This is a genomic window from Pontibacter sp. BAB1700 (assembly GCF_000277005.1).
In the GTDB taxonomy this organism is placed as follows: domain Bacteria; phylum Bacteroidota; class Bacteroidia; order Cytophagales; family Hymenobacteraceae; genus Pontibacter; species Pontibacter lucknowensis.
On record NZ_AKIS01000021.1, the window covers coordinates 1 to 12,451 of the forward strand.

The following is a 12,451-nucleotide window of genomic DNA, read 5'->3' on the forward strand; positions in this document are numbered from 1 at the left end:
TACGCATGAAGTTAAGTCCCCATAGCTGCTCCGGCTTGCTGCTGAATCGGAGGGCCGAGTAAGGTATGCGCATCTCTGCTACCCAAGAGTTGCCATCAAGTTTAGTATTGCTCTCCCACACGGCATTCCAGGTAAAGTCTTCACCGTCGGAAGAGTAGCGTGCATCGAGCTGTACACCTGCGGGCGTCAAATAAAAGCCAAATCCATTGATCTGGTCATTGTACGTGTCGAAGAATACTGCAAAAAAATCGGTATTGCCCAGATCATCCCGCTTGCCCAGTTGTTTAAATATACTGTCCTGGGACACATCGTGCATAATGGCGCCCACGTAGATAGACTCATCGTCGTAGAGAATGCGCACCTTCGTGGGATGCACCTCTTTCGCGCCGGGGTTGGGACTGCTCTGTATAAAGTTTGAGGCGGTCTCGGCCTGTTGCCAGACTTCCTCGTCCAGCGAACCGTCAATTTTGATGGGTTCGGTTATGCGAAGCGCCTGCAGCTGCTTCACATTGGCAAAGACAGGAGCTTTTTTCTCCTGCGCTACTACCTGTTGCCATGCCAGCACAGTCAATACAAGCACAACCATCCGCACAAAACCAGGTGTAGGTATACAGCCAATCATAAAGTAAGAGGGCAATCAAAGTGAGTGTTTATACAAAGGTATAGAATAGATGCCCCCGAGGCCACAATACTTGCTTTTTCCTGACAACAAAACGCTTAACCATACTACATAACTGGTAAACAGGCCTATTTAAACAACAAAAGATGGAAATATAAAGCGCCATACCCGTTTGACAGGTATGGCGCCTTTACAAAAGCTCCAATTGAGTTTACAAGTCCTCTTCACGTACCAGCATCAGCACTGCTGACTGCGGCACGATAAAGTATTTCTCGCTGAGGTAGTTGATCTCGATGGCGTCGCGCTGCAGGTAGATGGCCAGGTCGCCCTCTTTTATCTGAAGCGGCAGATAGCGCACTTGTTCCTGCTCCTCGTCGCCAAATACCTCTTCATCAAAGCCATAGTCAGCAGGCATTGGGTAACCCGGACCAACTTTCATTACATAGCCTTCCTGCACCTTCTCTTTTTCCTGTACGCCAGGCGGCAGGTATAGCCCGCTCTTGGTCTGCTCCCGCGAAGTCTTCGGCTTGATCAGCACCCGGTCGCCTACAATAATGATTTTTTCCAGTTTATTGCTTTCTGAAATTCTCATGGTTAAGGTCTGCATAATTAAATTGGGTCTGCGGTTACTTTAAAGCGCATGGCTGCCTTGATGGCAACATCGCGTGTAATTGGCTTGGCTATGGCGGCTCTCGTTATAACTGTATACGTTTCTCCTTTAATGTACTCATCTAACTTAGCATTGGTCGATTTCAACTCAATGGCCTTGATGCCCTTCGGCACCTCATCTAGATACGCTATTTTCGTTTCGGCTCCTTCGCCGTTGCTCAGGTAGATCTCGATGCTGCGCAGGAAATCAAAGTTTTCGTCAGCTGGATCCGCTATGGTAAGCGTCAGTTTGTTTAGGCTTACGTCCTTTACCAGTTCGGCGCGGGTCTTGTTGTTCTTAAACGTCTCAGACGAGTTGGTCTTGACAGGTATAGGCGACAGCGGCATTACAACACCAATCGGGAAAGTAGACTCGATACGAATGGTTTCTTCCTGATTGATGTAGAATGTGAGCAAATCGTCTACTTTATCGCAGGATGTTGCTATAATGGTGAGCAGCACAAAAGCCGCCAGCAGCATTTTTTTCATAAAAGGGTGAAATTTAAAGTACTCTCTGTTATTCGTTTACAAGCTTGCAGGGCCTAAAAAAGGAGAGCAGCCTTGCGGGCTGCCCTTACTATATGCCTGCACAGAGTGCAAAAATAACAAAAATGATCGAGAGTATACCCTTAATCAAACATGTCCGCAGCACGCGAGCCACCCGGACCATTTTCGAGCCAGCTCATCGGATAGTTCTTGTCCATCAGGCCAGCGGCCTCTTCGGTCAGGTATAGCGGCTTGAAGGTGTCGATCATCACAGCGTACTCGTGGGTTTCTTTCTTGCCGATGCTTGCCTCCACCGTGCCCGGGTGCGGGCCATGCGGTATGCCACCCGGGTGTACCGTAAATGAAGCCCTGTCCACCCCTTTGCGCGACATAAAATCGCCCGCTACGTAGTAGAGCACCTCGTCGGAGTCTACGTTGGAGTGGTTGTAAGGCGCAGGTATAGCCTGTGGGTGATAGTCGAACAAACGCGGCACAAAAGAGCAGATCACGAAGTTGTGCGCCTCGAAGGTCTGGTGCACGGGAGGTGGCTGGTGAATGCGGCCGGTGATGGGCTCGAAGTCGTAGATGGACAGCGCATATGGGTAGAAGTAGCCGTCCCAGCCCACCACGTCAAACGGACTGAAGTCGTAGTAGTACTGGTGCAGCATGCCGTCTTTCTTGATCTGCACCAGGTGCTCGCCGCCCTCAGTGTACTCGATCAGCTCATGTGGGGCACGTATGTCGCGCTCACAAAACGGGGAGTGCTCCAGCAACTGCCCGAAATGGTTGCGGTAGCGGCGCGGCGTCTCGATCGGGCTGAATGACTCGGTGATCAGCAAGCGCACCGGACCGTCGTTGAAATGGAACTGGTGGATGATAGTGCGCGGAATCACGATGTAATCGCCCTCGCGGAACTCCAGCTTGCCCATCTGCGACAGCAGCACACCGCTGCCCTCATGCACGAACACCACCTCGTCGGCCTGGCCGTTTTTGTAGTAGTAGTCCATTTTGCGCTCCGACGGATTGCAGATGCTGATGGCCACATCGCTGTTGAGCATCATGGTTTTACGGGCGCTCAGGTAGTCAGAACCTGTAACGGTCTGATCGAGCGTCTTTAGGTGGTGCGGAGCCAGCTTTATACCTTCGGCGATTTTGGGTGCGTACGGTATAGGGTCGTCAATCCGGGTGATGCGCGTCGGCGGATTCTTGTGGTACAGCAAAGACGACAGGCCGCTGAAGCCCAGCGTACCCACCAGCTGCTCGGCGTACAGACTTCCGTCCTCCTGCCTGAACTGCACATGGCGCTTCTGCGGGATGGTGCCTAGTTTGTGATAATAAGCCATTCCTCTCTGTTTGGTTATGGTTTATAAAAGCAGCCCTACCGGGTGCCTTTCTGATACAGGTATAAATTCTGAATTGTTATACGCCTCCTTTGGCCAATCGCTGGGCCTTGCCAAACTGGCGAAGGGCTTCCTGAAACTCCTCGTCCTTCTCGTGCAGGATCGGGAAGAAACCCGGGTTACCGTATACGCTGCGACCAATAAATGCCTTCACGTTATTACGGAGCAGCGCCTGTGAGCGCTTGTACTGGGCCTCGTCGTACTTCACTTCCGACTGTGCTGCCATACGCATCAACTCCTGCAGCATTTTATCAGACACGTTGAAGGACTTAACGAACTTGTCCATTGATATCTTCTCCAGGTCTTTGCGGTTATCGTTGTAGTAGGCCAATGCATATTCCCTAATCACATTTTTGCTATAAAGCTGGCTCAACAGCTCCGACAACTCCGTAGTATCGCGGGCTACAAATATGTCAGGCATGATACCGCCGCCACCATACACCACACGGCCTTTACCTGTCTTATACTTGAGCGAATCCACAAACAGACTGCTGTCCGGATGGAAGTACTCCCCATTCTCAAATCGGTTCAGCATGTCTTTCTGATAATCCTCGGTGCCCGCCACATAAGGCTTCTGGATAGAGCGGCCACTCGGCGTGTAGTAGCGCGATATGGTGAGGCGCAGCTCCGACCCGTCGTTCAGTGGGATTGGCATCTGCACCAGTCCTTTGCCAAATGAGCGACGCCCCACAATCAGCGCGCGGTCGTTGTCCTGCAGCGCGCCTGCCACAATCTCGGAGGCCGAAGCACTGCCCTCGTCCAGCAGCACGATCACAGGACCGTTTTCGAAGTCACCCTTGGTTCGGGCAAAAGACTTGGAGTCGTAGCGGGAGCCTTTGCCATCGGTATACACGATCATCCTGTCACCTGCTATAAACTCGTCGGCCATGCGGGTTGCGTGGTCCATGTAGCCGCCGGGGTTGCCGCGCAGGTCGAGTATCAGCTGTTGCATTCCTTTCTTCTTGAGTCCGGTCAAAGCTGTTTTAAACTCGTCAAAGGTATTGTTGGCGAAGCGGCTCACTTTGATGTAGCCCGTGTTGCTGTTCACCATGTAGTTCACGTCCACTGACACGGTTGGAATCTTGTTGCGGGTGATCGTGAAGTCGAATGGCTTCCTGTTGCCTTTGCGCAGCACCTGTATCTTTACGTCTGTGCCTTTGGCCCCGCAGGCGCTTGAAGACGCCCTCGTTCGTTATACCTGTACCTGCTACATTCTCGCCATTCACACTCACAATCTTGTCACCGGCCTGTATACCTGCCGCTTCAGACGGTCCGCCACTCAAAGGGGTAATCACATAAATCGTGTCTTTGAAGATATTGAACTCCACGCCGATGCCTTCAAAATCACCTTCCAGGTAAGAGCGGGCCATGGCCAGATCAGCGGCGGGGATATAGGAGGTATGGGGGTCGAGCTTCTCGAGCATCTTGGTGATGGCGTGATCGGTTAGCTTCTCGGTGTCCACGGTGTCCACGTAATCACGATCTATGTAGCTCAGTATGTCGCGGAATTTCAAGTAGGCCTTGGCAGTACTCTGTGGATTGTTATCAGAAGGGGAAAAGGTATTTGCGCCAATCAGCACCCCCACAATCAGGGCCAGGGCAATGTACAGGGGCAAGCGTACCTGAAAAGGCGTGTTACGGGCTTTACCCTGACCTGTCTTTTCCGGCTCCTCCTGTGGGTTATATTTGGTTTCTTCGCTCATTTCGATCTCTAAAAACGGTTAAATATAAAGCTAAGCGGGCGCTTTTTTGCAGCTTTACAGAGATAAATATTCAGGCTCTGCTATACAAGGCTCCTTTTTAAGTATACCTGCATACAGTACAGCTTGTTATTCTTTTAACAAAGCTTTGGTCGGGTTTTATTCCATTTTAGTATAAAAAGATCCGGGCAGGCTACCTTTTTCTGCTCACATGCCACGTACAGGACAGCAAGACGAGGTGAAGCGCAGCCCCTCCAACCGGATCGACCCCGCCAATCCTTTTTAATCCTGTAAATCCTGATTAAATCCCTTAACTTTGTATTTTTAAAGCGCAAATGCTCGATTAAGGCAGGCAAAAGACGTTACACAGGGCACTATGGCGAGAATTTTAGGTATAGATTACGGCAACAAGCGGGTGGGGCTGGCCGCAACAGACACACTCCAGATCATTGCTTCGCCACTCGAAACTATACATGCCAAAGATGTGCTGACTTACCTGAAAGCCTATACCCTGCGTGAGCCCGTGGAGGCCTTTGTCGTGGGCATGCCACGACGCCTGACCGGTGAAGCCACAGATGCAACGCCACATGTCATTGGCTTTGTACGTAAGCTCCAGAAGGAGTTTCCGGGTATACCGGTGCATACCGTTGACGAGCGCTTTACCTCGAGCATGGCTCAGAAAGCGATGCTGGCCGGCGGACTCAAGAAAAAGGACCGGCAGGACAAAGGAACCGTGGACCGGGTGAGCGCAGCCATTATTTTACAGTCGTATTTAGAAAGCAGAACAATATGATTTACCCTATTACCGCCTATGGCGACCCGGTGCTGAAGGAACCGGCGCAGGACATCCCGAGGGACTACGAAGGTCTGAATGAGCTGATTGAAGACATGTTCACCACCATGTACCATGCCCACGGCGTGGGACTCGCTGCTCCGCAAATCAGCAAGGGCATCCGCCTGTTTGTGATCGACTCTGAGCCCATGATGGACGAAGGCGACGAAGGCAAAGGTGTGAAAAAGGCATTTATCAACCCGGAGATCATTGAAGAAGATGGGGAAGAGTGGGGCTTTGAGGAAGGCTGCCTGAGCATACCGGGTGTGCGCGAGGTGGTATACCGCCCTGAGCGCATCGTTATCCGCTACTTTGACCAGGACTGGAACGAACACACCGATACCTACGACGGCATGACGGCTCGTGTGATCCAGCATGAGTACGACCACATTGAGGGCATCCTGTTCACAGACCACCTTTCCGGACTGAAAAAGCGCCTGATCAAGAACAAGCTTACCAAAATATCCAAAGGAGAAGTGGATGCGGATTACCGCATGAAATTCCCGACAGCGGCAACAAAGAAACGCTAGACGCTATACCTGACACCTACCAAAGATCGCCTGCTCCATACCATTGTGGCAGGCGATTTACTTTGCTGCCACACATCCGCCACGCATATCATCAAAGGTTAAACTTCGGATTTTGTGCTGTACTCTCATCTGCCATGCCTACCTTAGTGGCACATCTATACAATTACCAACATTTTTCTTCAACTCACCTTCTAAACTCAAGATTTTATGAATGCGATCAAACGAAACAATGTGACGGTAACCGGAAAAGGAGAAAAGCCGATGCTGTTTGCTCATGGCTACGGCTGTGACCAGAACATGTGGCGTTATATTACTCCTGCTTTTCAGGATGATTACAAGATCATACTTTTCGATCACATAGGATTTGGTAACTCAGATGCCTCTACCTATTCAAAAGATCGCTACTCGTCGCTGCATGGTTATGCGACAGATGTGCTGGAGATATGCCATGAACTGGACCTGCAGGATGTCATCTTTGTAGGCCACTCGGTGAGTGCCATGATCGGAGTGCTGGCTGCCATCCAGGAGCCTGAGCGCTTCTCTAAGCTTGTGCTGGTAAGCCCCTCGCCAAGCTTTATCAATGACGGCGACTATTATGGCGGCTTTAACAGGGAGGATATTGAGGGCTTGCTCATGTCGCTGGACGGGGACTACCTGGGCTGGTCCAACACCATAGCCCCTGTTATTATGGGGAACGCTGAGCGTCCGGAGCTGGCCCGGGAGCTGGCACAGAGTTTCTGCAAAAGCAATCCCGAAATCGCCAATGACTTTGCCCATATCACCTTCTTGTCAGACCACCGAAGGGACCTGCCTCAGGTAAAGACAGACACCCTGATTTTGCAGTGCTCGGAGGACGCCATTGCCCCGCCGCCGGTTGGCGAATATACCCACCGGAGCATCGCTGGCAGCAAGATCACAATTTTAGAGGCGACAGGCCACTGCCCTAACCTGAGTGCGCCGGAAGAGACAATAAAGGCTATTAAGAATTTCTTATAAAAATACCGTACAAGTATTTATGCGGATACTGGTCAGTGGGCGCAAAGTCATTCGGTTACGAAGAAGCAGATATACATTTTAGTGGAATTGACAGACAGTGTAGAATATAAAGAATTAAAGAAGGCTAACGGAGATGTTTTTCTGGAGGTAAGAAGGATGCCTGATAATGGCTTTATAGCTATGAACTGGATCGGTATACAGTCTCTTGAAACTGTTGTGATGGGGGGTAACCTGGTTCTGTCGATGATGCGGCAGAAGTCGTCGCCAGGAATTCTGAACAGTAATCGGGAGCTAATAGGACCCTGGGAAGCAGCAGTCAATTGGCTGGCCTTTAAGTGGGCCCCGCAGGCCAAAAGTCTGGAGCTGCGCTACTTTGCACATGTACTGTCTCCCGGTATCTATGGGCAGCGGTCATTTAAAGCATTGTTTCCTAACCTCAGGGAGGTGCTCGATGTAAAGTCATTTGATGCTGAGGAGGGGGCCGAAGAGTGGCTCCGCATGAAAGCCTCCATCAAAAAGACCAGCACATAGCCTGTCCAGGTATGCTGGCAGCCAATTGCCCAGCCGCTGTTAGCCCTAGCTGAGGTTATTATTCCACCCAGCTAAATAACCGACTCCAGCGAATTTTGTCCAACCCACCCGCTTCTTCATCCACCGAAAACCAGGTAAACAACGGTTTCCCGACAATGTGGTCTTCCGGCACAAAGCCCCAGTAGCGGGAATCAAGGGAGTTGTGACGGTTGTCTCCCATCATAAAGTAATAGTTCTGCCGGAAGGTATAGCTTTTGGCTTCCTTACCGTCCAGGTATAGCCTGCCCTCCCGCACCTCAGCGTTTTTGTTCTGCTCGTATTCCAGGATGATCTTTTGGTAGATGGGTAGCGTTTCGGGTGTGATCGCTATTGAAATGCCTTGTTTTGGAATGTAAAGCGGACCGTAATTGTCACGGTTCCAGTTAAGGCCCTGCACCTGTGGAAAGATACCAGCCTCCGATTCACCGGGCACCATTTGTTGCAGCTCGATGCCCCGTATAAAGTGGAGCGAAGCCAGTTCCCGCGCCCTGGCAGGTGTAGTGTGCAGCAGGTAACCTCCCTGCACCGGGTATACGTCTGTGAGATTTCGCTCTCTGAAAAACTTCGGCTGTAGCACCTTGTCAGTGGCCATAAAGTAGCCGAACTGCATCTGCTCCGGGTTGTCGAGCGGCTTACCGTTGATGTATACCTGCCGGTCGCGGATTTCCAGCATGTCGCCGGCTATACCTACGCAGCGCTTCACGTAGTGCGTGCGCTGGTCCATAGGGTGCTCCGTTTCATCCGGAAAATTAAACACCACCGGGTCGTTATGCTTCACTTCCGAAAAGCCGGGTAACCGGAAAGACTTCAATTGCAAGGCATTAGAGTAAGCAGGTAGATCCGTACCCCAAATGGTCTGGTGAGTCAGTGGCACCTGCAATGGCGTCATGGGGGTGCGGGGGCCGTAGTGCAGTTTGCTCACAAACAAGCGATCGCCTACGAGCATCGATTTTTCCATGGAAGGCGTCGGGATAGCATAGGCCTCAAATGTGGCCCAGCGGAAAAACGAGGATACGACTACCGCAAACATCAGGGCATTTCCCCATTCGCGCAGAGCACTTTTCTTAGCTGGCTTCTCAGCCGGTTTTTTCTTCCAGAGTTTTAGCTGCATCATCAGAGCATAGTAGGTTTACTATATTTTAACTGCAGCAAGGTTCAGTAAATTATAATCCTTGCTGAAAAAATCACGTGTCTGTACCCTGGTAAGGTATAGGGGTAGATGGTACCTGCCTGCTCGGGCCTCCATTTAAGCTGGAAAAATCGCCAGCGTTACTTCAAAAGCTGCAGTGTCTTTTCATCCTCTTTGCCACTGTAATACTTATCGAGCACAGCTTTGAAAACAGGATCGGCACCGGGTACTTTAGCAAACAGGGTCATACTGGAGCGCAGCTTCAGGTCATCGGGGCTCCCCAGGATTTGGTTGGCTGTTTTCCCCTCCAACGCTAACATGGCTTTGGAAATCTCCACTAATCTTTGCCCCAGCACAGGATGCTGCAGGTATAGCCGGACCTCTTCCAGGTCTTTAATGGCGTAGTATCGGGCAGTCTCGCTATACCCCAGCCCCTGCAATTGTGGGAAAATAAACCACATCCAGTGGCTGTGCTTGCGGCCATTTTTTATTTCAGTTAGAGCCTGCTCGTAACTGCTGGCCTGTGCATCCAGGAAGCGGGCAAGGCTTGGTATATTCTCTGTGCTCATGTGTTTCAAGTGTATGTCGGAACAAAAGAGTTTAAACGAAAAACTATAGGCTTCTGCATGTAAACCTTACATAATCGATATGCCTAATTTACGGATCTGCCGGCCAAACTCACTGTCATTGTATACCTGTTTTTATTCCGCACTTCCGAGAAAGCCAGGGAGGCTTTTAACATACAAATTCCGCTATTCTCCGTACACCGCAGGTATGGCTTTCCGACAAATCGCTGTACTGCTCCTGCTTGCCTTCCTGCTGCCGCTCAGCGGGTATAGCTGGGGCTTTTTCGCGCACCAGCGCATCAACCGGCTGGCCGTCTATACCCTACCGCCCGAAATGGTAGGCTTCTACAAAAAGCACATCCGCTACATCACAGAAAACGCCGTGAACCCAGACCGCCGCCGCTATGCTGTGGCTGGCGAGGCGCCCCGTCACTACATCGACCTGGATGTGTACGGCGACAGCGCCCTTTATAAAATTCCCCGCTACTGGCAACAGGCGGTGGAGCGCTATGGTGAAGATACACTCATGGCGCATGGTATCGTGCCCTGGCACATCAACCGCATGAAGTTTCAGCTCACGCAGGCTTTCAAAGACCGCGACCTGGATCGCATCCTGCGCCTCTCGGCCGATATGGGCCATTACATAGCCGATGCCTGCGTGCCGCTGCACACCACCCGCAACTACAACGGACAGTTCACAGGGCAGCGCGGTATACATGGCTTTTGGGAAAGCCGCCTCCCCGAGCTGCTCTCCGACAACTACGACTTCTTTGTGGGGCAGGCCAGGTATATCGAGCAACCACAGCTTAAGGCCTGGGAGATTGTCGCCAGCGCCATTTGGCCCTTGACTCCGTTCTCGGTTTTGAGCGTGAACTCACCCTGGCTTTTGAGGAAGAGAAGAAGTATAGCTACGAAGTGCGTGGCAACCTAACCACGCGAGTGTATTCCAGAGAGTTTTCAGAGGCCTATCACCGCCGACTAAACGGGCAGGTGGAGCGGCAGATGCGTCTTGCCATCCATACTGTGGCCAGCTACTGGTTTATAGCTTGGGTAGACGCGGGTCAGCCTAACCTTCGTCAGCTAGCTCCCACCCTATCGGCAGAAGAACAGGAGCGCCTGCGCATGGAGCTGAAGGAGTATGAACAAGGCCCTCACCTGCCCCGTGAAGAAGGCGAGACCCTCCTCCATCGCAAGACGTGGATTTCAGGACGCAGAGAGTAGTTAGAAAGCTTCCCATCTACTGCTTATTTTCTTTATTGCCGTCTATACAACAACGGGCAGGCCATGTTATGCAAAAGGATGTAAAATTGCCTATCTTGCCTCTACAACCCACTTACTCACCTATGAACTCTATTGATACTTTCTTTAAGCGCCTTGTGCTGCTCCTTACACTGGCAACAGTGTGTAGCCTGCAGGCTTCAGCGCAGCAAAACACGGCCGCTACCCTCCAGAAGCTGGATGCCTATTATCAGAAGGCGCTGAAGGATTGGGATGTCCCGGGCATGGCCATCGCCATCGTGAAAAACGACTCTGTGATCTTTGCCAAGGGCTACGGCGTGCGCGACCTCAAAACAGGCGGACAAGTGGATGCCAACACGGTTTTTGGCATCGCCTCCAATTCCAAAGCTTATACCTCCGCCGCCCTCGGCATATTGGTTGATGAAGGCAAACTCAACTGGGACGACAAAGTTACAAAGCACCTGCCCTGGCTGCAGCTCTATGACCCATACGTAACGCAGGAGCTCAACATCAAGGACCTGCTGAGCCACCGCGCCGGCTTCCGCACCTTCAGCGGAGATCTGCTCTGGTACAACACCACCTACAGCCGTCGCGAAATTCTGGAGCGTGCCCATCACCTCAAGCCCGCCTACAGCTTCCGCGACGGTTACGGCTACTCCAATCTCATGTTCATCGCCGCCGGTGAAGTGATAGAGGCCGTATCGGGACAAACGTGGGAAGACTTTATCAAGCAGCGCTTCTTTTCACCACTGGGTATGAACCGCTCTTATACCTCTGTAAACGAACTGGCCGGCAAAGACAACATCGCCTCTCCGCACGGCTTCGACGAAAAGCGCAAGCCCTACCCTACTACCTTTACAGCCTGGGACAACTGGAACCCGGCGGCAGGGATTTTTACCAGCGTAAACCAGCAGGCCCAGTGGATGCGCCTGCAGCTCAACCGCGGCACTTACAATGGCCAAAAAATCTTCAGCGAAGATGCCAGCCGCATGATGTGGACTGCACACAATGCCATGCCAATATCCAAACAAGCCGAAGCCAATGTACCTTCCACCCACTTTTCGGCCGCTGGCCTGGGCTGGATGATGAACGATTACGAAGGTCGCAAAATACTGGCCCATGGTGGAGGGCATGAAGGCATGAACAGCCGCACGGTGCTGGTACCTGAAGAGAACCTGGGCATCATCATCCTGACAAACAGCATGAGCAGTATTATGTCGCCATTGGCCAACTATACCCTCGATCAGTTCCTGGGAGTGCAGAACGGCCGCGACTGGAGCCAGTTCTCACTCGACAACATAGCCAAAGCCCGTAAAGCACAAGACGAAGCCGCCGCCAAAGCCCCAAAAGAAAAGCCGCGCAAGAGTAAACCGACCATGGATCTGGAAGCCTACGCGGGCACCTACAATAGTCCGTTGTATGGTGATGCTACCATTAAGGTACAGAACAAGCAATTAGTATTGGACCTGGCCCCTGCTCCTGCCTTAGGCGGCAAGCTCACGCACTGGCAACATGACATCTTTGACCTGGAGTGGAAGAACAACTTCGCGCTGCTCACGCCAACCAAAGTGCGTTTCATTGTAGGTCCGGATGGTAAGATTGCTGAAATGCGACTCGATGCAAATAACCCGGATTTCCACTTCAGTGAACTTGAGTTCAAGAAAGTTAAATGAGCTGTATGACGAATAGATCGAGACTAATCATTCAGTATACTCCACTTTTAATTATATTATTTT

11 protein-coding genes and 2 pseudogenes are annotated in these 12,451 nt (G+C 51.5%); 6 read left to right on the forward strand and 7 right to left on the reverse strand.

Going from position 1 to position 12,451, the window contains the following annotated elements; all coding sequences use genetic code 11:
• The 5 genes and pseudogenes from O71_RS03160 to O71_RS03180 form a co-directional block, all read right to left on the reverse strand.
• The coding region (locus O71_RS03160; protein WP_040573515.1) for a carbohydrate binding family 9 domain-containing protein at positions 1-586 on the reverse strand (586 nt) is incomplete at its 3' end.
• Positions 587-830: 244 nt separating this feature from the next.
• Positions 831-1,211: a co-chaperone GroES family protein gene (locus O71_RS03165; protein ID WP_040573517.1), complete on the reverse strand. Its 381-nt coding sequence runs from the start codon at positions 1,209-1,211 to the stop codon at positions 831-833.
• A gap of 17 nt (positions 1,212-1,228) precedes the next feature.
• Positions 1,229-1,756, reverse strand: a complete 528-nt coding sequence (locus tag O71_RS03170) for a hypothetical protein (RefSeq protein ID WP_007653135.1) — start codon at positions 1,754-1,756, stop codon at positions 1,229-1,231.
• Positions 1,757-1,896: 140 nt separating this feature from the next.
• Entirely contained in the window at positions 1,897-3,096 is a 1,200-nt protein-coding gene (locus tag O71_RS03175) for a homogentisate 1,2-dioxygenase (RefSeq protein ID WP_007653136.1), read from the reverse strand.
• Positions 3,097-3,172: 76 nt separating this feature from the next.
• Positions 3,173-4,856, reverse strand: a pseudogene (locus O71_RS03180) (S41 family peptidase).
• A 373-nt stretch (positions 4,857-5,229) separates the two neighbouring features.
• On the opposite strand from O71_RS03180, the gene ruvX reads away from it, so the two are divergent.
• The 4 genes from ruvX (at position 5,230) to O71_RS03200 (ending at position 7,742) form a co-directional block, all read left to right on the forward strand.
• Positions 5,230-5,646 (forward strand): Holliday junction resolvase RuvX, encoded by a 417-nt coding sequence (gene ruvX, locus O71_RS03185; protein WP_007653137.1) that lies wholly within the window; start codon positions 5,230-5,232, stop codon positions 5,644-5,646.
• A complete protein-coding gene (gene def, locus O71_RS03190) occupies positions 5,643-6,215 on the forward strand; it encodes a peptide deformylase (RefSeq protein ID WP_007653138.1) in 573 nt (190 codons plus the stop codon). The genes ruvX and def overlap by 4 nt, the downstream gene beginning before the upstream one ends.
• Positions 6,216-6,422: 207 nt before the next feature.
• Entirely contained in the window at positions 6,423-7,211 is a 789-nt protein-coding gene (locus O71_RS03195; RefSeq protein ID WP_007653140.1) for an alpha/beta fold hydrolase, read from the forward strand.
• A 180-nt stretch (positions 7,212-7,391) separates the two neighbouring features.
• A complete protein-coding gene (locus tag O71_RS03200) occupies positions 7,392-7,742 on the forward strand; it encodes a hypothetical protein (RefSeq protein WP_155800460.1) in 351 nt (116 codons plus the stop codon).
• A gap of 58 nt (positions 7,743-7,800) precedes the next feature.
• Here O71_RS03200 and lepB read toward each other — a convergent pair whose 3' ends face one another.
• The gene (gene lepB / locus O71_RS03205) at positions 7,801-8,892 is read right to left on the reverse strand and encodes a signal peptidase I (protein WP_040573519.1); all 1,092 of its coding nucleotides are present in this window, start codon (positions 8,890-8,892) and stop codon (positions 7,801-7,803) included.
• 158 nt (positions 8,893-9,050) lie between these two features.
• Complete coding sequence (locus O71_RS03210; protein WP_007653147.1) at positions 9,051-9,479, reverse strand: DUF1810 domain-containing protein; 429 nt, start codon at positions 9,477-9,479, stop codon at positions 9,051-9,053.
• Between the two features lie 205 nt (positions 9,480-9,684).
• Here O71_RS03210 and O71_RS03215 point away from each other — a divergent pair.
• Together O71_RS03215 and O71_RS03220 are read left to right on the forward strand one after the other, a co-directional pair.
• Positions 9,685-10,697, forward strand: a pseudogene (locus O71_RS03215) (zinc dependent phospholipase C family protein).
• A 122-nt stretch (positions 10,698-10,819) separates the two neighbouring features.
• A complete protein-coding gene (locus tag O71_RS03220) occupies positions 10,820-12,388 on the forward strand; it encodes a serine hydrolase (RefSeq protein ID WP_007653149.1) in 1,569 nt (522 codons plus the stop codon).
• The last annotated feature ends 63 nt before the right edge of the window (positions 12,389-12,451 follow it).